The sequence below is a fragment of the Leifsonia sp. TF02-11 genome, from assembly GCF_017565305.1.
Classification (GTDB): domain Bacteria; phylum Actinomycetota; class Actinomycetes; order Actinomycetales; family Microbacteriaceae; genus Leifsonia.
Window position 1 is genome coordinate 187,150 of sequence record NZ_JAGEKP010000004.1, and the last position, 21,997, is coordinate 209,146.

At 69.0% G+C, this 21,997-nt stretch carries 22 protein-coding genes; 7 read left to right on the forward strand and 15 right to left on the reverse strand.

Going from position 1 to position 21,997, the window contains the following annotated elements; translation table 11 throughout:
• Positions 1 to 63: 63 nt before the first annotated feature.
• From JNB50_RS06720 to sufB, 5 genes are read right to left on the reverse strand one after another with little or no spacing between them, the layout of a single operon-like run.
• On the reverse strand, positions 64 to 393 hold the full coding sequence (locus JNB50_RS06720) for a metal-sulfur cluster assembly factor (RefSeq protein WP_055916008.1): 330 nt from the start codon (positions 391 to 393) through the stop codon (positions 64 to 66).
• A 29-nt stretch (positions 394 to 422) separates the two neighbouring features.
• Positions 423 to 1,217, reverse strand: a complete 795-nt coding sequence (sufC, locus tag JNB50_RS06725) for a Fe-S cluster assembly ATPase SufC (protein ID WP_208039349.1) — start codon at positions 1,215 to 1,217, stop codon at positions 423 to 425.
• 4 nt (positions 1,218 to 1,221) lie between these two features.
• Positions 1,222 to 1,551 (reverse strand): non-heme iron oxygenase ferredoxin subunit, encoded by a 330-nt coding sequence (locus JNB50_RS06730; RefSeq protein WP_208039350.1) that lies wholly within the window; start codon positions 1,549 to 1,551, stop codon positions 1,222 to 1,224.
• A complete protein-coding gene (gene sufD, locus JNB50_RS06735) occupies positions 1,551 to 2,756 on the reverse strand; it encodes a Fe-S cluster assembly protein SufD (RefSeq protein ID WP_208039351.1) in 1,206 nt (401 codons plus the stop codon). Before sufD ends, JNB50_RS06730 begins: the two co-directional genes overlap by 1 nt.
• A 1-nt stretch (position 2,757) precedes the next feature.
• Positions 2,758 to 4,176: a Fe-S cluster assembly protein SufB gene (sufB, locus tag JNB50_RS06740; RefSeq protein ID WP_208039352.1), complete on the reverse strand. Its 1,419-nt coding sequence runs from the start codon at positions 4,174 to 4,176 to the stop codon at positions 2,758 to 2,760.
• Positions 4,177 to 4,456: 280 nt separating this feature from the next.
• Between sufB and JNB50_RS06745 the strand changes: the two genes are divergently transcribed.
• A complete protein-coding gene (locus JNB50_RS06745; RefSeq protein WP_208039353.1) occupies positions 4,457 to 5,398 on the forward strand; it encodes a heme A synthase in 942 nt (313 codons plus the stop codon).
• Here the strand turns inward: JNB50_RS06745 and JNB50_RS06750 are convergent.
• Together JNB50_RS06750 and JNB50_RS06755 are read right to left on the reverse strand one after the other, a co-directional pair.
• Complete coding sequence (locus JNB50_RS06750; protein ID WP_307794629.1) at positions 5,372 to 5,914, reverse strand: GNAT family N-acetyltransferase; 543 nt, start codon at positions 5,912 to 5,914, stop codon at positions 5,372 to 5,374. The genes JNB50_RS06745 and JNB50_RS06750 overlap by 27 nt on opposite strands.
• Positions 5,915 to 5,916: 2 nt before the next feature.
• A complete protein-coding gene (locus tag JNB50_RS06755; RefSeq protein WP_208039354.1) occupies positions 5,917 to 6,840 on the reverse strand; it encodes a heme o synthase in 924 nt (307 codons plus the stop codon).
• A gap of 332 nt (positions 6,841 to 7,172) precedes the next feature.
• Here JNB50_RS06755 and tkt point away from each other — a divergent pair, with 332 nt between their 5' ends.
• The 6 genes from tkt to pgl are packed head-to-tail and all read left to right on the forward strand — an operon-like array spanning position 7,173 to position 15,312.
• The gene (tkt, locus tag JNB50_RS06760) at positions 7,173 to 9,266 is read left to right on the forward strand and encodes a transketolase (protein ID WP_208039355.1); all 2,094 of its coding nucleotides are present in this window, start codon (positions 7,173 to 7,175) and stop codon (positions 9,264 to 9,266) included.
• Between the two features lie 34 nt (positions 9,267 to 9,300).
• Entirely contained in the window at positions 9,301 to 10,428 is a 1,128-nt protein-coding gene (gene tal, locus JNB50_RS06765; RefSeq protein ID WP_208039356.1) for a transaldolase, read from the forward strand.
• Positions 10,425 to 12,035: a glucose-6-phosphate isomerase gene (locus JNB50_RS06770; protein WP_208039357.1), complete on the forward strand. Its 1,611-nt coding sequence runs from the start codon at positions 10,425 to 10,427 to the stop codon at positions 12,033 to 12,035. The genes tal and JNB50_RS06770 overlap by 4 nt, the downstream gene beginning before the upstream one ends.
• Before the next feature lie 9 nt (positions 12,036 to 12,044).
• Positions 12,045 to 13,586, forward strand: coding sequence for a glucose-6-phosphate dehydrogenase (gene zwf / locus JNB50_RS06775; RefSeq protein ID WP_208039358.1), 1,542 nt, complete (start codon positions 12,045 to 12,047; stop codon positions 13,584 to 13,586).
• Positions 13,583 to 14,545 carry a glucose-6-phosphate dehydrogenase assembly protein OpcA gene (locus JNB50_RS06780; RefSeq protein WP_208039359.1) on the forward strand — a complete coding sequence of 321 codons (963 nt, stop codon included), beginning with the start codon at positions 13,583 to 13,585 and terminating at the stop codon, positions 14,543 to 14,545. Before zwf ends, JNB50_RS06780 begins: the two co-directional genes overlap by 4 nt.
• Positions 14,542 to 15,312 (forward strand): 6-phosphogluconolactonase, encoded by a 771-nt coding sequence (gene pgl / locus JNB50_RS06785; protein ID WP_208039360.1) that lies wholly within the window; start codon positions 14,542 to 14,544, stop codon positions 15,310 to 15,312. The genes JNB50_RS06780 and pgl overlap by 4 nt, the downstream gene beginning before the upstream one ends.
• A gap of 75 nt (positions 15,313 to 15,387) precedes the next feature.
• On the opposite strand, the gene JNB50_RS06790 is transcribed toward pgl, so the two are convergent.
• The 8 genes from JNB50_RS06790 to rapZ form a co-directional block, all read right to left on the reverse strand.
• Positions 15,388 to 15,753, reverse strand: a complete 366-nt coding sequence (locus JNB50_RS06790) for an RNA polymerase-binding protein RbpA (protein ID WP_055915984.1) — start codon at positions 15,751 to 15,753, stop codon at positions 15,388 to 15,390.
• Between the two features lie 26 nt (positions 15,754 to 15,779).
• Positions 15,780 to 16,025 (reverse strand): preprotein translocase subunit SecG, encoded by a 246-nt coding sequence (secG, locus tag JNB50_RS06795; protein ID WP_055915982.1) that lies wholly within the window; start codon positions 16,023 to 16,025, stop codon positions 15,780 to 15,782.
• Positions 16,026 to 16,186: 161 nt separating this feature from the next.
• Positions 16,187 to 16,990 carry a triose-phosphate isomerase gene (gene tpiA, locus JNB50_RS06800; RefSeq protein ID WP_208039361.1) on the reverse strand — a complete coding sequence of 268 codons (804 nt, stop codon included), beginning with the start codon at positions 16,988 to 16,990 and terminating at the stop codon, positions 16,187 to 16,189.
• Positions 16,978 to 18,195, reverse strand: a complete 1,218-nt coding sequence (gene pgk, locus JNB50_RS06805; protein WP_208039362.1) for a phosphoglycerate kinase — start codon at positions 18,193 to 18,195, stop codon at positions 16,978 to 16,980. The genes tpiA and pgk overlap by 13 nt, the downstream gene beginning before the upstream one ends.
• Positions 18,196 to 18,210: 15 nt before the next feature.
• Positions 18,211 to 19,215 (reverse strand): type I glyceraldehyde-3-phosphate dehydrogenase, encoded by a 1,005-nt coding sequence (gene gap, locus JNB50_RS06810; protein WP_179605828.1) that lies wholly within the window; start codon positions 19,213 to 19,215, stop codon positions 18,211 to 18,213.
• A 102-nt stretch (positions 19,216 to 19,317) separates the two neighbouring features.
• Positions 19,318 to 19,944: a superoxide dismutase gene (locus JNB50_RS06815; RefSeq protein WP_208039363.1), complete on the reverse strand. Its 627-nt coding sequence runs from the start codon at positions 19,942 to 19,944 to the stop codon at positions 19,318 to 19,320.
• A gap of 115 nt (positions 19,945 to 20,059) precedes the next feature.
• Positions 20,060 to 21,040, reverse strand: a complete 981-nt coding sequence (whiA, locus tag JNB50_RS06820; protein WP_208039364.1) for a DNA-binding protein WhiA — start codon at positions 21,038 to 21,040, stop codon at positions 20,060 to 20,062.
• Positions 21,041 to 21,097: 57 nt separating this feature from the next.
• On the reverse strand, positions 21,098 to 21,985 hold the full coding sequence (gene rapZ / locus JNB50_RS06825; protein WP_208039365.1) for an RNase adapter RapZ: 888 nt from the start codon (positions 21,983 to 21,985) through the stop codon (positions 21,098 to 21,100).
• Between the last annotated feature and the right edge of the window lie 12 nt (positions 21,986 to 21,997).

Genomic DNA, 21,997 nt, shown 5'->3' on the forward strand with positions numbered 1-21,997 from the left:
CTTCCTCTCGCGACACGCCGGGGCGCGGCGGGAGGAAGTGAGGAACGGATTGCGTGGAAAAAGCTAGATGGCGAAACCGAGGGCGCGCATCATGTCGCGGCCGTCGTCGGTGATCCGCTCGGGACCCCACGGCGGCATCCACACCCAGTTGATGCGGAAGGCTTCGACGATGCCGTCGAGGCTCTCGGCGGTCTGCTCCTCGAGCACGTCGGTGAGCGGGCAGCCGGCGCTCGTGAGCGTCATCGAGATGATGAGGGCGTTGTTCTCCTCATCCCAGGCCAGGTCGTAGATGAGGCCCAGGTCGACGACATTGATCCCGAGCTCCGGGTCCATGACGTTCTTCAGCGCCTCTTCGACCTCGTCGAAGAGCGCCGGGCTCAGCGTGGCGGGCATGTCGGAATTCTACCTCCGCGGCTCGGCGCTCAGGCCTCGGCCAGCTCGCCCGCCGCAGCGGACGCGGACTCGGGGGCGTCGACGAAGCGGTCGTAGCCCTCCTCCTCCAGGCGCTCCGCGAGCTCGGGGCCGCCCTGCTCGGCGACCTTGCCCGCGACGAACACGTGCACGAAGTCCGGCTTGATGTAGCGGAGGATGCGCGTGTAGTGCGTGATCAGGAGGATGCCGAGGCCGGTGTTGGCCTTGGCGCGGTTGACGCCCTCCGACACGACCTTGAGCGCGTCGACGTCGAGACCGGAGTCGGTCTCGTCGAGCACGGCGAACTTCGGCTTGAGCAGCTCGAGCTGGAGGATCTCGTTGCGCTTCTTCTCGCCGCCGGAGAAGCCCTCGTTGACGTTGCGCTCGGCGAACGAGGAGTCCATGCGCAGCTGGCCCATGGTTTCGCGGACGTCCTTCACCCAGGTGCGGATCGCCGGCGCCTGGCCGTCGATCGCGGTCTTCGCGGTGCGGAGGAAGTTGGTGTTGGTGACACCGGGGATCTCGACCGGGTACTGCATGGCGAGGAACAGGCCGGCGCGGGCGCGCTCGTCGACGGTCATCGCGAGGACATCCTCGCCGTCGAGCGTGATGCTGCCGCCGGTGACGGTGTACTTGGGGTGGCCGGCGATCGTGTAGGCCAGGGTGGACTTGCCCGAGCCGTTGGGGCCCATGATGGCGTGGATCTCACCCTCGCGGATGGTCAGGTCGACACCGTTGAGGATGGGCTTGGTGCCCTGGTCCGTCTCGACGGTGACGTGCAGGTCGCGGATCTCGAGGACTGACATGTGTTTACTGAATCTCTTTCGTGGCGGTCGGGTCGATGTAGACGTCTCCGTCGATGACCTCGACCTGGAAGACGGGAACCGGCTCGTAGGCCGGGAGGTTGAGCGGCTTGCCGGTGATGAGGGAGAACTGGGAGCCGTGCGCCCAGCATTCGAGCGTCTCCCCCTCGATGAAGCCTTCGGACAGCGATATCTCGCCGTGCGTGCAGGTGTCGCCGATGGCGTGGATGTCGCCAGCCGAGTCCTTCACGACGGCGATGGGGACGCCGTCGACGACCACACGGGTCGCCTGGTTCTCGACGAGCTCCGCCGCTGCTGCGACGCGGGTACCCGCCATCAGCTCGCCGCCGTGACGGACACCGCGAGCTCGGCCTCGATGGCCTGCTGAAGCCGCTCCTGCAGTGCGGGCGAGCCGATCTGCTGCACGATCTCGAAGAGGAAGCCGCGCACGACCAGGCGGCGCGCCTCATCCTCCGGGATCCCGCGGGACTGCAGGTAGAAGAGCTGCTCGTCGTCGAAGCGGCCGGTCGCGCTCGCGTGGCCCGCGCCGACGATGTCGCCGGTCTCGATCTCGAGGTTCGGCACCGAGTCGGCGCGGGCGCCGTCGGTGAGGACGAGGTTGCGGTTCTGCTCGTACGTGTCGGTGCCGACGGCCTTCGGGCCGATCAGCACGTCGCCGATCCACACCGTGCGGGCGCCCTCACCCTGCAGCGCGCCCTTGTAGGTGACGCGGCTGCGGGTCTCCGGGCCGTCGTGGTGCACGTACACCTGCTGCTCGAGGTGCTGCGAGGCGTCGGCGAAGTAGGCGCCGAGCAGTTCGGCGTCCGCCCGCGCGCCGGCGAGGTGCGCCGACGGGTTGAGGCGGACCACACCGCCACCGAGCGTGACGGCGACGTGCTTGATGCGCGCGCCCTCGGCGAGCTCGGCGAAGTGCGCGGACACGTGCAGCGCGTCGTCGTCCCACTCCTGCACCGACACGACCGTGAGATCGGCGCCGGCGCCGAGAAGGAACTCGACGTTCTCGGTGAGGTGGGCCGCCCCGCTGTTCTGCAGGATGAGTGTCGCGTGGGCGCCCGGGGCGACCTCCACGACCGTGTGCGCTGCGCGCGCGCCGCCGCCGAGGGCCGCGCGAGTGAGCGTGGCCTCCTTGACGTCGTCGCCGGTGATCGAGACGAGCAGCGCCTGCTCGAAGTTCGTCCAGGCGTTCGCCGAGGCGCGGTCCTCCGGAATGCCGGCGGCGCCGATGCGGGCGTCGTCTCGGGCGATCCAGGAGGCCGTCACGCCGGGGGCCGCGGTCAGGTCGAACACGTACGGCGAACCGTCGAGCTCGCCCGAGATCAGCTCGGCGAGGCGGGCGACCGGCGTGTGCTTCCACATGACCTCGCGGCCGGTGACGTCGGGGAAATCGGCGACGTCGGTGGAGGTGAACCGCTCGGAGCGGGTTTGCACCGGCACGGGCGCGCGCATGTGCGTAGGAGCCGGCGCGGCCTCCGTGGTCTGCGGAATCGTGACAGAGGGCGTCGGGGTACTGGGGGTCGTCATATCAGCCGACAGAGCCTTCCATGCCCATCTCGATGAGCTTGTTGAGTTCGAGTGCGTATTCCATCGGGAGCTCACGAGCGATCGGCTCGATGAAGCCGCGGACGATCATCGCCATGGCCTCGTCCTCCGGGAGCCCCCGGGACATCAGGTAGAAGAGCTGCTCCTCGCTCACGCGCGAGACGGTCGCCTCGTGGCCCAGCTGCACATCGTCGACGCGGATGTCGATCGCCGGGTAGGTGTCGGAGCGCGAGATCGTGTCGACCAGGAGGGCGTCGCAGCGCACGGTGTTGGCGGCGTGGTGCGCGTTGGCGTCCACCCGCACCTCACCGCGGTAACCTGCGCGACCGCCGCCGCGCGCGATCGACTTCGAGACGATCGACGACTGCGTGTACGGCGCCATGTGGATCATCTTGGCGCCGGCGTCCTGGTGCTGGCCGGGGCCGGCGAAGGCGACGGAGAGGGTCTCGCCCTTGGCGTGCTCCCCCATCAGGTAGATCGACGGGTACTTCATGGTCACCTTGGAGCCGATGTTGCCGTCGATCCACTCCATCGTCGCGCCCTCGGCCGCGGTCGCGCGCTTGGTGACGAGGTTGTAGACGTTGTTCGACCAGTTCTGGATGGTCGTGTAGCGCACGCGGGCGTTCTTCTTGACGATGATCTCGACGACCGCGGAGTGCAGCGAGTCGGACTTGTAGATCGGCGCCGTGCAGCCCTCGATGTAGTGCACGTAGCTGTCTTCGTCGGCGATGATGAGCGTGCGCTCGAACTGGCCCATGTTCTCCGTGTTGATACGGAAGTAGGCCTGCAGCGGGATCTCGACGTGAACGCCCTTGGGAACGTAGACGAACGAGCCGCCGGACCAGACGGCCGTGTTCAGCGCGGCGAACTTGTTGTCGCCGGCCGGGATGACCGTGCCGAAGTACTCCTCGAAGATCTCGGGGTGCTGCTTGAGCGCCGTGTCGGTGTCGAGGAAGATCACGCCCTGCTGCTCGAGGTCCTCACGGATCTGGTGGTAGACCACCTCGGACTCGTACTGGGCGGCGACGCCGGCGACGAGGCGCTGGCGCTCCGCCTCGGGGATGCCGAGCTTCTCGTAGGTGTTGCGGATGTCCTCTGGCAGGTCTTCCCAGCTCTGGGCCTGCTTCTCGGTGGAGCGGACGAAGTACTTGATGTTGTCGAAGTCGATGTCCGAGAGGTCGGCACCCCAGGTCGGCATCGGCTTGCGCTCGAAGAGCTGGAGGGCTTTGAGGCGACGCTGCAGCATCCACTCGGGCTCGTTCTTGAGTGCGGAGATGTCTTTCACCACCTCGGGAGAGAGCCCCCGGCGCGCGGAAGCACCCGCAGCGTCGGAATCCGCCCAGCCGAACTCGTACTGCCCCAGAGAGGCGAGCTCAGGCCGATCGATCAGGATGTCTGACATATCTACCTCGTTTCCTACCATTCGTAACCGGCTATCAGTCCGGCTCATTCCTCCCGTCGCGCGGCGCGAGACCGTCGGCGATGGTTGTCGTGATTGTGCGAATGGCGCAACTGCGTACCTAGACTGTCCGAGGAGGCGGGTCGCGCTGCGCCGCCCGTGGGCGCGCGCACCGAGGCGCGCTCCTCGAACCCACCAATTCTACAGGTGAAGCGCGGTAAAAGTAGAGGCGCGCCTGCACGTTGGCCGAGTATCGAACGAGATCTGAGGAATCCAGGAACTTATGAAGCGCATCATCGCGTGGCTGCCCGACCGAGTCGACGGGCGGCTGAAGGTCATCGCCTGGATCTACCTCATCGGCCAGATCGTTCTGGTCGGCACCGGAGGACTCGTCCGGCTGACCTCCTCCGGCCTCGGCTGCCCGACCTGGCCGAAGTGCACGGCGGACTCGCTGGTGAACACGCCGGAGATGGGCATCCACGGCTTCATCGAGTTCGGCAACCGGGTGCTCAGCGCCGGCCTGGGAGTGGTCGCGATCGTCGCGTTCATCGCGATCCTGCGACTTCGCACAGAGCGCTCCGACCTGTTCTGGCTGACGCTGCTGGCCGGCCTGATGATCCCCGCACAGGCGGTGATCGGCGGCCTCTCGGTGTGGAGCGGGCTGAACCCGTATGTCGTCGGACTGCACTTCGTCGTGTCCATCGTGCTTGTGGCACTGTGCACCGCGTTCGTGGTGCGGGTCTACGCGGTGCCGGGCCCGCGGGTCCGCGCGGTCCCGGGATGGTTCGCCGGAGTGGCACATCTCACCAGCTTCTTCGTGGCCCTGACGATCGTCTTCGGAATCCTCACGACGGGATCCGGCCCGCACGCGGGGGACGCGAACGCACCGCGCAACGGGCTCAACCCCGAGATCCTGGAGCACGTCCACGCGATCCCGGCCTACGTGACCTTCGCGCTGACACTGGTTCTGGTGGTGGGGTCGTGGCGCATCCGCACCACCCCGGTGCACCGCTACGCCCTCTACCTGCTCGCCGTCGAGGTCATGCAGATCGCGGTCGGCCTGATCCAGTCGAACACCGGGCTCCCCGGCATCCTCGTCGGCATCCACATGATGCTGGCCGCCACGCTCGCGTCGGTGATGACAGCGGTCATCCTGTCGCTGAAGGCCCCGGCCCCGCGCGACGAGGTCGCGGCCGGTTCAGCCGCGGAGGCCGTCGCGGCGTAGCTCTCCGGTCAGCGCCTGGCGCTGCTCCCCGCGGAAGTCGACGGCGTGCGGCTCCGCCGCCGTGAAGTCGAAGCCCACGGCTTCGGCGAGTCTCCTGCTCGCCTCATTGCCCGGCAGACACTCCCAGCGCAGTCGCTCGAAGGCCAGCCCGTCCGGGCTCAGCGCGTGCGCGCACACCGCTGTCACCGCCTCCGTCATCACCCCCCTTCGCCGCGCCGAGGGCGTGAGCCAGCAACCGAGAGAGGCCGCACCTGCCGACTCGTCGCTGCGGACCTCGACGGCACCCACCAACGGCAGTGTGTCGCTCTCCCGTACCGCCCACACCGTGAACCGGCCGCTCGCGAGCCCGTGCGGGCAGTACGACCGCACGAAGAACTCCGCGTTCTCGAGCGTGTACGGCTCCGGGAGCGGGATCCAGCGCAGCAGCTCCGGATCGGCGCAGGCCTCGAGGACGGCCGGGATGTCGGTCTCGCGCGGCGTGTCGAGCACGAGCCGCGCCGTCCTCAGCGCCTGCACGCTCAGAACGGTAGCAGCGGATCGATCGCGACGGCGAGGAAGATGAGCGTCAGGTAGGCGATCGAGCCGTGGAAGACGCGCATCGGCGAGACGCGCTCGTGGCGGATCGCGAGGTTGTAGAGACGGTGCGACTCGTACAGGAACCAGCCGCCTGCCCCGATGGCGACGACCGAGTAGACGAGGCCCATGTGGCCGACCGGGATGAGCAGCAGCGAGCAGGCGACCATCGCCCACGCGTAGAGGATGACCTGCAGGCCGACGACGGTGCGCCCGCGCACCACGGCGAGCATGGGCACGCCGGCCTCCTTGTAGTCCTCGCGGTACTTCATCGAGAGCGGCCAGTAGTGCGGCGGCGTCCAGAGGAAGATGATGCCGAAGAGGATGACGGGCGGCCAGGCGAGCGACCCGGTGACAGCGGCCCAGCCGATCAGCACCGGCATGCAGCCGGCGACGCCGCCCCAGACGATGTTCTGGGCGGTGCGGCGCTTGAGGATCAGCGTGTAGAAGACCACGTAGAGCAGGATGGCGCCGACCGACAGCGCCGCGGCCAGCCAGTTGGTGAAGAAGCCGAGCACCAGCACGGAGGCCACGCCGAGCGCCCACGCGAAGACGAGGGCCTCACGGTCGCTCAGCTCGCCGGTGACGAGCGGTCGGTTCTTGGTGCGCCGCATCACGCGGTCGATGTCGCGGTCGATGTAGCAGTTGAACGCGCCGGCCGAACCCGCCGACATGTAGCCGCCGACGACCGTGGCCAGCACGAGCCAGAGATTCGGGATGCCGTGCGCGGCGAGGATCATCGTCGGGACGGTCGTCACCAGGAGCAGTTCGACGACCCGCGGCTTGGTGAGGGCGATGTACGCCTTGACCTTGCGTGCGACGCCGATGCGGCTCGCCGGCTCGACACGGCTCTCTACGGCGACGTCCATTGCTCCTCGTGCGGTTCGGTTCCGGGATGACGGGGCGTGAAGAAACGGTTTGTTACAGCCCTGCACAAGTCTACGACAACCGCGGCACCGGTGGCTTTCCGCGCCCGTGCGCCGCCGGGTAGCGCACCGACCTGCAGGAACACCCCGTGTTTCGTGCGTGTTACCTATACTTGGAGGTGCTCGCCAGCCGGAGCCCCTTCCGCACGGCCTCCATTCGTAGGACTGTGACGGACAACGCGACCGGCGCCGATGACGTCCACGGCGCGCACTACCTCAACCGGTGCGGGTTCCACAGACGGCCCTCACCACTTCTAGGAAGGGTCAGTTTTCACGTGGCAGCTCTGCAGTGGGATCCCATTGACAACAAGGCAGTAGACACGGTGCGCGTCCTCGCGGCCGACGCGGTCGAGAAGGTGGGCAACGGGCATCCCGGCACCGCGATGAGCCTCGCGCCCGCCGCGTACCTGCTCTTCCAGAAGGTGATGCGCCGCGACCCGCACGACGAGCACTGGCTCGGCCGCGACCGCTTCATCCTGTCGGCCGGCCACAGCTCGCTGACCCAGTACATCCAGCTCTACCTCGGCGGCTACGGCCTCGAGCTCGACGACCTCAAGGCGCTGCGCACCTGGGGCTCGCTCACCCCCGGCCACCCGGAGTACCGCCACACCAAGGGCGTCGAGATCACCACCGGCCCGCTCGGCCAGGGCATCTCCTCCTCCGTCGGCTTCGCCTACGCGCAGCGCTTCGAGCGCGGCCTGTTCGACCCGGACGCAGCGCCGGGCACCAGCCCGTTCGACCACTTCGTGTATGTGATCGCCAGCGACGGCGACCTGGAGGAGGGCATCAGCTCCGAGGCCTCCAGCCTCGCCGGCCACCAGCAGCTCGGCAACCTGATCGCCATCTACGACGCCAACCAGATCTCGATCGAGGACGACACGAACATCGCCTTCACCGAGGACGTCAAGGCGCGCTACGAGTCCTACCACTGGCACGTGCAGGTCGTCGACTGGAAGAAGACCGGCGTCTACGAGGAGGACGTGCAGGAGCTGCACCAGGCCATCGTCAACGCCCAGGAGGTCACCGACAAGCCGTCGCTCATCGTCCTCAAGACGATCATCGGCTGGCCGGCCCCCAAGAAGCAGAACACCGGCAAGATCCACGGCTCCGCGCTCGGCGCCGACGAGCTCCGCGCGGTCAAGGAGGTGCTCGGCTTCGACCCGGAGCAGACCTTCGAGGTCGCCGAGGACGTCATCGAGCACACCCGCAAGGCCGTCGAGCGCGGCGCGCAGGAGCACGCCGAGTGGCAGAAGGGCTTCGACGCCTGGGCCGCAGCCAACCCCGAGCGCAAAGAGCTGCTCGACCGGCTGCTGTCCGGTGACGTGCCCGCGGGCCTGGAGGAGGCCCTCCCGGTCTTCGAGGCCGGCAAGGACGTCTCGACCCGCGCCGCCAGCGGCAAGGTGATCAACGCGATCGCCGGCGTCATGCCCGAGCTGTGGGGCGGTTCCGCCGACCTCGCGGAGTCGAACAACACCACGATCGAGGGCGCGGCGTCGTTCGTCCCGACCGAGCACTCGACCCACGAATGGACGGGCAACCCGTACGGCCGCGTCCTGCACTTCGGAATCCGCGAGCACGCGATGGCCGCGATCCTGAACGGCATCGTGCTCCACGGACCCACCCGCCCGTTCGGCGGCACGTTCCTGATCTTCAGCGACTACCAGCGCCCGGCCATCCGCCTGGCCGCGCTCATGCAGGTGCCCTCGATCTTCGTGTGGACGCACGACTCCGTCGCGCTCGGCGAAGACGGCCCGACGCACCAGCCGATCGAGCAGCTGTCGACGCTGCGCGCGATCCCGCACCTCGACGTCGTCCGCCCGGGCGACGCCAACGAGGTCGCGTACGCCTGGAAGACCATCCTCGAGCGCCGCGGCGGCCCCGCCGGCATCGCGCTGACCCGCCAGAACATCCCGGTGTTCGAGCGCGGCGACGGCGAGGCCACGGGTGACACGCTCGCCTCGGCCGCCAACGTCGCCAAGGGCGCCTACATCCTGGCGGAGGCCCCCGGCGGCACGCCGGACGTGCTGTTCATCGCCACCGGCTCCGAGGTGCAGATCGCCCTGGAGGCGCGCGAGGTGCTGCGCGGCGAGGGCATCAACGCCCGCGTCGTCTCCGCCCCCTGCCTCGAGTGGTTCCACGAGCAGGACGCCGCCTACCAGGAGAAGGTGCTGCCGAAGGACCTGAAGGCCCGCGTCTCCATCGAGGCCGGTCTGGCGCTCGCCTGGGACAAGATCGTCGGCGACCACGGCCGCAGCGTCTCGATCGAGCACTTCGGTGCGTCGGCCGACTACAAGACGCTGTTCCGCGAGTTCGGCATGACCACCGAGCACGCCGTCGCCGCAGCCAAGGAATCGCTCGCGTCGCTCTGAGCGCGGGCACGGAAGAAGAGAAGAAGAAACCACGATGACCGACACCACTTCCACCACCTCCTCCCCCACGGCCGCTCTGTCGGCCGCCGGCGTCAGCATCTGGCTGGACGACCTCTCGCGCGAGCGCATCGCCACGGGCGGCCTGCAGAAGCTGATCGCCGACCGCAACGTCGTCGGCGTGACCACCAACCCGACGATCTTCGCCGCCGCGCTCGCCAAGGGCGAGGCCTATGACGCCCAGGTGAAGGAGCTCGCCGCGGCCGGCACGAGCGTCGAGGACGCGATCTTCGAGATCACGACCGACGACGTCGCCGCCGCGAGCGACATCTTCCACGCGGTCTACGAGGCCAGCAACGGCGTCGACGGCCGCGTCTCCATCGAGGTGGAGCCCGGCCTCGCGCACGACGCAGCCGGAACGATCGAGCAGGCCAAGAAGCTCGCAGCCAAGGTCGACAAGCCCAACGTGCTCATCAAGATCCCGGCGACGGTCGAGGGCCTGGAGGCCATCACCGAGACCATCGCGGCCGGCATCAGCGTCAACGTGACCCTGATCTTCAGCCTCGAGCGCTACCGCCAGGTCATCGACGCGTACCTGACCGGCCTCGAGAAGGCCAAGGCCGCGGGCATCGACCTCGCGGGCATCCAGTCGGTCGCCTCGTTCTTCGTGTCCCGCGTGGACACCGAGGTCGACAAGCGCCTGACCGCGATCGGCACCGACGAGGCGCTCGCGCTCAAGAGCAAGGCCGGCGTCGCGAACGCCCGCCTCGCGTACGAGCTGTACGAGCAGGAGTTCGCCACCGACCGCGCCAAGGCCCTCGTCGCCGCGGGTGCGAACGAGCAGCGTCCGCTCTGGGCCTCCACGGGTGTCAAGGACCCGAGCCTGCCCGACACGCTGTACGTGACCGAGCTCGTCGCTCCCAACACCGTCAACACGATGCCGGAGAAGACCCTCGAGGCCACCTTCGACCACGGCGAGATCACGGGCGACACCGTCACCGGCAACTACGCCGACGCGAAGGGCGTCCTCGACGCTCTGGCCGGCCTCGGCATCTCCTACGACGATGTGACCGCCACCCTCGAGCGCGAGGGCGTCGACAAGTTCAACGTGTCGTGGGGCGAGCTCGTCGAGACCGTCACCAACGCTCTGGAGGCCGCCAAGTGACCTTCCGCATCCACGTCACCGGCGCGGCGGCCGAGGCCGTCGCGACGGTAGTGCCACAGCTCGTGGCCGACCGGGTCGCCTCCGGCATCACGGCGCAGGATCCCGCCCTCTGGGGCCCCGCCGCCGAGTCCGAGGCCGCCAAGCGCCTCGGCTGGACCGAGGCCGTCGCGATCTCGCGCCCGCTGGTCGCCGAGATCGTCGCGCTGCGTGAGCAGCTGCACGCCAAGGGCGTCAACCACATCGTCCTCGGCGGCATGGGCGGCTCCTCGCTCGCGCCCGAGGTCATCACGCGCACGGCCGAAGCCGAGCTCACGGTGCTCGACTCGACCGACCCCGGCCAGGTCCTCTCCGCGCTCCGCGACCGCCTGCAGGCCACGGCCGTCGTGATCTCCTCCAAGTCGGGCTCGACCCTGGAGACCGACAGCCAGAAGCGCATCTACGAGAAGTGGTTCCGCGACGCCGGGATCGACCCGACCGAGCGCATCGTCGTCGTCACCGACCCGGGCTCGCCGATCGACCAGTCGGCGCGCGAGGCGGGCTACCGTGTCTTCAACGCCGACCCCAACGTGGGCGGCCGCTACTCGGCGCTCACCGCGTTCGGGCTGGTCCCGTCCGGTCTCGCCGGCGTGGACATCTCCGAGCTGCTCGACGAGGCGGAGGCGACGCTCATCGAGCTCGCCGTCGACAACGACGCGAACCCGGGCCTGGTGCTCGGCGCCGCGATCGCCGGCACCAACCCGCTCAAGGACAAGCTGGGCATCGTCGCAGACGGCACCCACATCGTCGGCTTCGCCGACTGGGCGGAGCAGCTGATCGCCGAGTCGACCGGCAAGGAGGGCACCGGGCTCCTGCCCGTCGTGCTCGACACGCTCGCTCCGGAGCTGACGTCGAAGCCGGCAGACCTCCAGGTCGTCCGACTCGTCGCCAACGCGGAGGCCCACCACCTGTTCCCCGCCGACCGGCACGAGGGCGAGATCCTCGTCTCCGGCAGCCTCGGCGCGCAGCTGATCGTCTGGGAGTACGCGACCGCGGTCGCCGGCCGACTGCTCGGCATCAACCCGTTCGACCAGCCCGACGTGGAGGCCGCCAAGGTCGCCGCTCGCGCGCTGCTCGACAACCGGCCGGAGCCCGCAGCACCGGCATTCACCGCCGGCGGCATCGAGGTGCGCACCACGGGAGACTTCCTGGGTGCAGCTTCGACGCTCGACGGCGCCGTGGATGCCCTGCTCGCCCAGCTCGGCCCGGACGGCTACGTGGCTGTGCAGGCCTACGTCGACCGCCTCGCGCTCCCGCAGCTCGCGGGCATCCGCGACCTGCTCGCCGCCAAGGCCGGGCGCCCCGTCACCTTCGGCTGGGGCCCGCGCTTCCTGCACTCGACCGGGCAGTTCCACAAGGGCGGCCCCGCCGTCGGCGTGTTCCTGCAGATCGCCGCCGCAGCTCCGGAAGACCTGGAGATCCCCGACCGTCCGTTCACGTTCGGCCAGCTCATCCAGGCCCAGGCCGCCGGCGACGCGAGCGTGCTCGGCGAGCACGGCCGCCCGGTGCTGACCCTGACCCTGTCGAACCCCGAGGCGGACGTCGTCTCGCTGTTCGAGGCCGTCAACTAGAGGAGCCAGATGTCACCGGTGGAGATCACTCCGGAGTTCAACCCGCTGCGGTTGCCCTCCGACCGCCGCCTCAACCGCATCGCAGGCCCGAGCAGCCTCATCATCTTCGGCGTGACAGGTGACCTGTCGCGCAAGAAGCTGATGCCGGCCGTGTACGACCTCGCGAATCGCGGCCTCCTGCCGCCCGGCTTCTCGCTCGTCGGGTTCGCGCGGCGCGACTGGGAGGACCAGGACTTCGAGAAGGTCGTCTACGACGCCGTCAAGCAGTACGCCCGCACGCCGTTCGACGACGACGTGTGGAAGCAGCTCGCCCAGGGCGTGCGCTTCGTCTCCGGCGAGTTCGACGACGCCGAGGCGTTCCAGCGCCTCAAGGAGACGGTCGAGAAGCTGGACGTCGAGCGCGGGACGATGGGCAACCACGCGTTCTACCTGTCGATCCCGCCGAAGGCCTTCCCGCTGGTCACCGAGCAGCTGAAGAAGTCCGGTCTCGCCGACCAGTCGGGCACCGGCTGGCGGCGCGTCGTCATCGAGAAGCCGTTCGGCAGCGACCTGAAGACCGCTCGGGAGCTCAACCACGTCGTCGAGTCGGTGTTCCCGCCGGACTCGGTGTTCCGCATCGACCACTACCTCGGCAAGGAGACCGTCCAGAACATCTTGGCGCTCCGCTTCGCCAACGAGCTGTACGAGCCGATCTGGAACGCCAACTACGTCGACCACGTGCAGATCACGATGGCCGAGGACATCGGCGTCGGCGGCCGCGCCGGCTACTACGACGGGATCGGCGCCGCGCGCGACGTCATCCAGAACCATCTGCTGCAGCTCCTCGCCCTGACGGCGATGGAGGAGCCTATCTCGTTCGACGCCGCCGATCTGCGCGCCGAGAAGGAGAAGGTGCTCGCGGCCGTCCGACTGCCCGACGATCTCGCCACCTCGACCGCCCGCGGTCAGTACTCCAGCGGTTGGCAGGGCGGCGAGAAGGTCGTCGGTTTCCTGGAGGAGGACGGGATGAACCCCGACTCCACCACGGAGACCTACGCCGCGATCAAGCTGCAGATCGGCACGCGCCGCTGGGCCGGCGTGCCGTTCTATCTGCGCGCGGGCAAGCGCCTGGGCCGCCGCGTCACCGAGATCGCGGTGGTGTTCAAGCGCGCGCCGCAGCAGTTGTTCGCCGAGTCGCAGACCAGCGCGCTCGGCCAGAACGCGCTCGTGATCCGCGTGCAGCCCGACGAGGGCGTGACCATCCGGTTCGGCTCCAAGGTGCCGGGCGCCGGCATGCAGGTGCGCGACGTGAGCATGGACTTCGGCTACGGCCACGCCTTCACCGAGGCGAGCCCCGAAGCCTACGAGCGGCTCATCCTCGACGTGCTGCTCGGCGACCCGCCCCTGTTCCCGCGCCACGAGGAGGTCGAGCTCTCCTGGAAGATCCTCGACCCGATCGAGGAGTTCTGGACAACGCAGGGCCAGCCCGAACAGTACCGCCCCGGAACCTGGGGCCCGAAGTCCGCCGACGAGCTCCTCGCCCGCGACGGCCGCGTCTGGAGGCGCCCATGATCGTCGATCTGCCCGACACCACGACGAGCAACATCTCGAAGGCGCTCGTCAAGATCCGCGAGGAGGGCGGCGCCGTCGCCCTCGGCCGGGTGCTGACGCTGATCATCGCCACCCACCTCGGCCAGGAGGAGGAGGCCATCGAGGCCGCCAACGACGCCTCCCGCGAGCACCCGATGCGCGTCATCGTGGTGTCCACCGAGGAGGAGCGCAGCCACACGGACTCCGGGCGTCTCGACGCCCAGATCCGGGTCGGCGGCGACGCCGGCGCCAGCGAGGTCATCGTGCTCCGCGCCTACGGCGAGACCGCGAGCGACGAGGAGGGGCTGGTCACCGGCCTGCTGCTCCCCGACGCGCCCGTGGTGGTCTGGTGGCCGGGGATCGCTCCCGCCCGGGCCTCGCACTCCCCCCTCGGCCGCATCGCCACGATCCGCATCACGGACGCGTCGGCGCAGCCGAACCCGCAGGAGGCGCTCTTCCACCTCTCCGAGACCTACACGCCGGGCGACACCGACTTCGCCTGGACCCGTCTCACACTGTGGCGCGCTCAGCTCGCGGCGGTGCTCGACCAGCCGCCGTACGAGCCGATCACCGCGGTGGAGGTGGCCGGCGCGGCCGACTCTCCCTCCACCCTCCTGCTCGCCGCGTGGCTCCGCCTGCAGCTCCAGGTGCCGGTGCAGTACGACCTCGCTTCGCGCGCGATCGGCTCGGGCGGCATCCACGGCGTCAAGATGGAGCGGGCGTCCGGCACGATCGAGCTCGAGCGCGAAGTGCCGAACGTGGCCCGCCTCTCGCAGCCGGGCCAGCCGACCCACGATCTGTCACTGCCGCGCCGCAGCCTCCGCGACTGCCTGGCGGAGGAACTGCGTAGGCTGGACCCGGACGACCTGTACGGTGAGGTCATCACGAAGGGTCTCGCACTGCTCGAGGCCTCCGACGAAGGAGCGGTCACGACAGCATGACGAACGAACGGCGGGTGCTCGTCCACCCCGACAAGGAAGCACTCGCCGCGTCGGTGGCCGCGCGCTTCCTCACCAAGACGATCGACATCCTCGACGACCTGGGGGCGGCGAACATCGCGCTCACCGGCGGGACGATGGGCATCGCCGTGCTGGAGGCGGTCAACGCCTCCCCCGCGCGCGACACCATCGACTGGTCGAAGGTGCACTTCTGGTGGGGCGACGAGCGGTTCGTCGAGAAGTCGAGCGAGGAGCGCAACGAGCGCCAGGCGCGCGAGGCGCTCCTCGATCACCTGCCCGTGCCGCCGGAGAACATCCACCCGTTCCCGGCGTCCGACGAGATCGCGGACCTCGACGAGGCCGCGAGCGTCTACGCCGCCGAGCTGGCGGCGTTCGCCCCGGACGGCCAGGACTTCCCCCGGTTCGACATCACGTTCCTCGGGGTCGGCCCTGACGGGCACATCGCCTCGCTGTTCCCCGACCGGTCCGGCATCCGCGAGACGGAGGCGACCGTCGTCGCCGTCCGCGAATCGCCCAAACCGCCGCCCGAGCGCCTGAGCCTCACCCGGCCGGTGTTGAACGCCTCCGACCGGATCTGGCTGGTGCTCGCCGGAAGCGACAAGGCCAGCGCCCTCGGCCTGGCACTCGCCGGTGCGAGCTACACCGAGGTTCCCGTCGCCGGCGCCAAAGGCCGCAAGCGCACGGTGTTCTTCGTCGACAAGGACGCCGCCGTCGACGTGCCGGAGAACCTCATCGCTCCGTCGTACTGAGGCGCGCACTCAACGAAGAAGCCCCGCCGGTCATCGACCGGCGGGGCTTCTTCGTGCAGTGCGCTTACGCTCGCACTAGTTGCTCGTGGGCTTGCCGCGGCGGGCGCGCAGCTGGTTGAGGGCGTCTTCGAGCAGCTGCTCCGCCTCCTCCTCCGAACGGCGCTCCTTCACGTAGGCCAGGTGCGTCTTGTAGGGCTCGGTCTTGGCGACCGACGGCGGGTTCTCCTTGTCACGACCGGCCGGGAGGCCCGTCGACGGGGAGTCGATCACATCGGGGATCTCCTCCTCGGGCAGGTTCGCCGCGAAGTATCGAACGGTCTCGTTGCCGAGGGCGTCCCAGTACGAGATAGCCACGCGCTCGGCGTGGAACCCGCGGTCCTGTTCGCCCATGGGGCCTGCGCCGACGCGCGAGCCGCGGATTGCGCTTCCTCCGGATGCCATGCTTCTCCTCTGGTGAAGGCGCGCCGCTAGGCGCTGAACTTGGTGATGAGCCCCAGGACCACGATGCAGGTGATCCAGATGAGCCCGAGGATGACGGTGATGCGGTTGAGGTTGCGCTCCGCGACGCCCGACGCTCCGAGGTTGGAGGTGACTCCACCGCCGAACATGTCGGAGAGACCGCCACCGCGTCCCTTGTGCAACAGGATGAGGAGCGTCAGCAGGAGGCTGGTGATGCCCAGCAGGACCTGCAGGACGACCGTGAGAATCTGCACGCTAGACCTTTCAATGCGACCGGGCGGCGCCCGGCGAAACCAACGTCCAGTATAACCGGCCGAGGCCGCGGCGGCTGCGCAGCCCGCGGTGGAGCTAAGAGCAGCGCGGAGCGATGCCGCGACCCCAGCGCCGAGGGAGCCTGCGACCGAGGGTAAGAACGTCAGAGACCGACGTGCTTCTGGTAACGGATGATCGCCGAGAACTCGGCCACGTCGAGGCTCGCACCGCCGACGAGGGCACCGTCGACGTTCGGCTCGCGCATGAAGCCGGCGATGTTGCCCGACTTCACCGAACCGCCGTAGAGGATGCGCGTCTTGGCCGCGACGTCCTCGCCGAGAAGCTCGACGATGACGGCCCGCAGCGCGGCGGCGACCTGCTCGGCCTGCTCGGGCGTCGCCGCCTGACCGGACCCGATCGCCCACACCGGCTCGTAGGCGACCACGAAGTCCGCCGCCGAGTCGACGGCGGAGAGCGCCGCGCGCAGCTGCGCCACCGGCACGGCGCTCGCGCCGTGCGTCTCGAGGTCCTCGGCCGTCTCGCCCACGCAGATGATCGGGGCGATGTTGTGCTTGATCGCCTGGGCGACCTTCGCGGCGACCTGCTCGTCGGTCTCGTTGTGCAGCGTGCGCCGCTCCGAGTGACCGATGATCACGTACCGCGTCTCCAGCGCGGCGAGGAACGACGCGGCGACCTCACCCGTGTACGCGCCCGACTCGTGCTCCGAGACGTCCTGACCGCCGAACGCGATCGGGAGCTTGTCCGCCGAGACGAGCGTCTGCACGCTGCGCAGGTCGGTGAACGGCGGGAAGACGGCGACCTCGACGGCCGAATAGTCGTGGCCGGCGTCCTTGAGCGTCCACGCCAGCTTCTGCACGGTCGCGATCGCCTGCAGGTGATCGAGGTTCATCTTCCAGTTGCCCGCGATCAGCGGCACGCGCCGCACGGAACCGTTCACTGCTGCCATCCGAGGACCTCCAGACCCGGCAGGTGCTTGCCCTCGAGGAATTCGAGGCTCGCACCGCCACCGGTAGAAATGTGACCGAACTGATCGTCCGAGAAGCCGAGAGCGCGCACGGCGGCGGCCGAGTCTCCCCCGCCGACGACGCCGAGGCCGTCGACCTCGGTGAGCGCCTGGGCGATCGCCTTCGTGCCCGCCGCGAACGGCGCGAGCTCGAAAACGCCCATCGGGCCGTTCCAGAACACGGTGCGGGCGCCGCGGATGTACTCCGAGAACAGCTCGCCGGTCTCCGGGCCGATGTCGAGACCGAGGCCGGCGGAGCCCCACTCGGTGTCCTCGATCGCGTCGATCGGGCGCACCACGTGCTCCGCGTCCGCACCGAACTTCGAGGCGACGACGACATCGCGCGGCAGCACGATCGTCACGCCGAGCTCCTTCGCCGTGGCGAGATAGCCCTTCACCGTGTCGATCTGGTCGGCCTCCAGCAGGCTGGAGCCCACCTTGTGGCCGAGCGCGGCGAGGAACGTGAAGAGCATCCCCCCGCCGATCAGCAGCGAGTCCACGCGCGGCAGCAGGTGCCCGATCACTCCGAGCTTGTCGGACACTTTGGAGCCGCCGAGCACGACCGCGTACGGCCGCTCGGGGTTCTCGGTGAGCCGGTCGAGCACGTCGAGCTCGGTGGCGATGAGCGTGCCGGCGGCGCTCGGGAGCGCCTTGGCGAGCTCGTACACGCTGGCCTGCTTGCGGTGCACGACACCGAAACCGTCCGAGACGAACGCGTCGCCGAACGCGGCGAGCTTGGCTGCGAAAGCCTCGCGCTCCGCGTCGTCCTTGGCGGTCTCGCCCGGGTTGAAGCGCAGGTTCTCGAGCAGGGCGACGTCGCCGTCGCTCAGGCCGGCGACGGCGGCCTCCGCACCGGCACCGACGGTGTCCTGTGCGAAGGTCACCGGCTTGCCCAGCAGTTCGGAGAGCCGCTGGGCCACCGGAGCCAGGCTGTACTTGGCATCGGGCGCGCCGTCGGGGCGGCCCAGGTGGGAGATCACGACCACCTTCGCGCCCTGATTGATCAGCGCGTCGAGGGTGGGAATCGACGCTCGCACGCGGCCGTCGTCCGTGATCTTCCCGTCCTGCAGGGGGACGTTCAGATCACAGCGGACGACGACGCGTTTTCCTGCGAGCGAACCGAGTGAGTCGAGGGTGCGGAGCGTCACGTCGGTCCCCTGGTGTTAGAGGCGCTCGGCCACGTACTCGGTCAGGTCGACGAGACGGTTGGAGTAGCCCCACTCGTTGTCGTACCAGCTCGAGAGCTTGACCTGGTCGCCGATGACGCGCAGCAGACCGGAGTCGAAGATCGACGAGTGCGGGTCGGAGACGATGTCGGAGGACACGATCTCGTCCTCCGTGTACTTGAGGATGCCCTTGAGCGGACCCTCCGCCGCCTTCTTGTACGCGGCCTTGACCTCGTCGACGGTGACCGGGCGCGAGGCGGTGACGGTCAGGTCGGTGATCGAGCCGGTGGGGACCGGGACGCGCAGCGCGAAGCCGTCGAGCTTGCCCTTCAGCTCCGGGAGCACCAGGCCGATGGCCTTGGCGGCGCCGGTGGAGGTCGGCACGATGTTGATGGCGGCGGCACGGGCACGGCGCAGGTCGCTGTGCGGGCCGTCCTGCAGGTTCTGGTCGGCGGTGTAGGCGTGGACCGTGGTCATGAGACCGCGCTCGATGCCGAACTCGTCGTTGAAGACCTTGGCCAGCGGGGCGAGGCAGTTGGTGGTGCACGACGCGTTGGAGATGATGTTGTGCTTCTCCGGGTCGTACAGGTGCTCGTTGACGCCGATGACGAACGTCGCGTCCTCGTCGGTGGCCGGGGCGGAGATGATGACCTTCTTGGCGCCCGCCTCGATGTGCTTCTTGGCGTCGGCGGCCTTGGTGAAGCGGCCGGTCGACTCGATGACGATGTCGACGCCCAGGTCGCCCCACGGGAGGTTGGCCGGGTCGCGCTCCTCGAGGACCTTGATCGGCTTGCCGTTCACGACGATGCTGTCGCCCTCGAGCTCGACGGTCGCGTCCAGGCGGCCCGTGATCGAGTCGTACTTGAGCAGGTGCGCGAGCGTCTTGTTGTCGGTGAGGTCGTTCACCGCGACGATCTCGAGGTCGCTGCCCTTGGCGAGGGCCGCGCGCAGGTAGTTGCGACCAATGCGACCGAACCCGTTGATACCGATCTTTACGGACACAGATGTCTCCCGTTGCTTGATGTCTGCGCCGAGCGGCGCGATATGGGTGTTGTCAGGCGGACGGCGGCGTCCCGGGAGGCTCCCTCCCGGGACGCCTACCCGCTACGACAGTAGCAGCAGACCCGAGGTCTTCTCGCGGGCCTTTTCGAAGCGGTCGTTCACGTCCGCCCAGTTGGTGATGTTCCAGAACGCCTTGACGTAATCCGCCTTCACATTGACGTAGTCGAGGTAGAACGCGTGCTCCCACATGTCGAGCATGAGCAGCGGGATCGTCGCGGTCGCGAGGTTGCCCTGGTGGTCGTAGAGCTGCTCGATGATGAGCTTCTGGCCCAGCGAGTCCCAGGCGAGGATCGACCAGCCGGAGCCCTGGATGCCGAGCGCCGAGGCCGTGAAGTGTGCACGGAACTTGTCGAACGAGCCGAAGAACTCGTCGATGGCGGCGGCCAGCTCGCCGGTCGGCTTGTCGCCGCCCTCCGGCGAGAGGTTGGTCCAGAACACGGTGTGGTTGACGTGTCCGGCCAGGTTGAACGCGAGGTCCTTCTGGAGTTTGTTCACGTAGGTGAGGTCGTCGGCGTCGCGCGCCTCCGCCAGCTTCGCCAGGGCGGTGTTGGCACCGTCGACGTAGGCCTTGTGGTGCTTGTCGTGGTGCAGCTCCATGATCCGGCCGCTGATGTTCGGCTCCAGGGCCGAGTAGTCGTACGGAAGGTCGGCGAGCGTGTAGTCAGCCATTACTCATCTCCACAGTTGTTCTTCTTCGAGACCCGAATCGGGCGACTTCTTCAGTCTACTGAGGGCAACCCGGCGGGCCGCGGGTTCCTTCCCGCCGGGGACGCCCGTCTGGAAACTACACCTCATCCAGATCGGCCGGCAGGTTGGCGTCGGTGCCGGGGATGTCCAGCTCCGACGCCTTCTTGTCGGCCATCGCGAGCAGCCGGCGGATGCGGCCGGCGACGGCGTCCTTCGTCATGGGCGGGTCGGCGTGGTGGCCCAGCTCGTCCAGGCTCGCGTCGCGGTGCGCCAGGCGCAGTTCGCCCGCGTAGCGGAGGTGCTCCGGCACATCGGGGCCGAGGATCTCCAGGGCGCGCTCGACGCGCGCGCAGGCGGCGACGGCGGCCTGCGCCGAACGGCGGAGGTTGGCGTCGTCGAAGTTGACCAGGCGGTTCGCCGTCGCGCGCACCTCGCGGCGCTGGCGCAGCTCCTCCCAGTTGGCGACCGTCTCGGCCGCGCCCATCTGCACGAGCATCGCGCTGATCGCCTCGCCGTCGCGGATCACCACCCGATGCACACCGCGCACCTCACGCGCCTTGGCGGGGACGCCGAGCCGGCCGGCTGCGCCGACGAGGGCCATCGCCGCCTCGTTGCCCGGGCAGGTGACCTCGAGGGCTGCGGAGCGGCCGGGGTCGGTCAGTGAGCCGTTGGCGAGGAACGCCCCGCGCCAGACGGCGGCGAGCTCGTCGCGCGAGCCGGTGGTCAGTCGGTTCGGGAGGCCGCGGATCGGCCGGCGCCTCGCGTCGAGGAGGCCGGTCTGGCGCGCGAGGGTCTCGCCGCCCTCGAGCACGCGGACGAGGTACTGGCTGGTGCGCCGGACTCCCGACGCGGAGATCACCGAGACGTCGCTGCGGACGCCGTAGAGCTCGGCGAGGTCTTTGCGCACGCGGCGCGCGAGCTCCGGGGTGTCCAGCTCGCTCTCGACCGCGATGCGTCCACCGATCAGGTGGAGACCGCCCGAGAACCGCAGGATGGTGGCCAGCTCTGCGGCGCGGACGGTCGTCTTGCTGACTTCGACCTTCGTGAGTTCGTCTTTGACGTCGGCGGTGAGAGCCAATCGGATTCCTAACTGTGACGGACGGCGCGGGTCACGCCGTGAAGTGGGCGGCCGGCATCATTCACGGCCCAGGTCGCGGTGCTTGGTGTTGACCGCGACGCCGGGGAAGCCCCTCAACCGGGTCGCGAGCTCTTCGGCTATCGCGACGGACCGGTGCTTCCCGCCAGTGCAGCCTATCGCGATCATCGCGTGCCGCTTGTTCTCCCGCTGGTAGCCGGCGAAGATCGGGCGCATCGCCGCGACGTACGCTGCGACGAACTCCTCGGCTCCGTCCTGCTGGAACACATACTCCTTGACCACGTCGTCCAGCCCGGTGTGCGGCCGCAGGTCGGGGTTCCAGAACGGGTTAGGCAGGAAGCGGGCATCGGCGACCAGATCGGCGTCCGGCGGCAGGCCGTACTTGAATCCGAAGCTCATGACGGTCACCTGGACGCCGGCGGTGTCCTCCGCCGCGAAGGTCTCCGTGATGTTGGTGGCGAGCTGGTGGATGTTGAGGTCGGTCGTGTCGACGATGATGTCGCTCGCCTCGCGGATCTCGCGCAGCCGTGCGCGCTCCGCGTCGATGCCGTCGAGGATCGTGCCGTTGCCCTGCAACGGGTGCGGGCGGCGCACCTGCTCGAACCGCCGCACCAGCACCGAGTCGGACGCCTCCAGGAAGAGCACCCGCACCTTCGTGCCCTCGCGGAGGCTCTGGATCATCTCCCGCAGGTCCTCGAAGAAGTTGCGCCCGCGCACATCGACGACCGCGGCGATCCGGGGCAGGCCCGACTCGGCCCGGTTCGCCAGTTCGATCAGCGGGCGCAGCATTTGCGGAGGGAGGTTGTCGACGACGTACCAGTCGAGGTCTTCGAGGGCGTTCGCGACCGTGGACCGGCCGGCACCCGACATCCCGGTGACGATCAGCACTTCCTGCTGCTCGGCGTTCGTGTCGATGTCGGTCGCCACGGAATCTCCTTC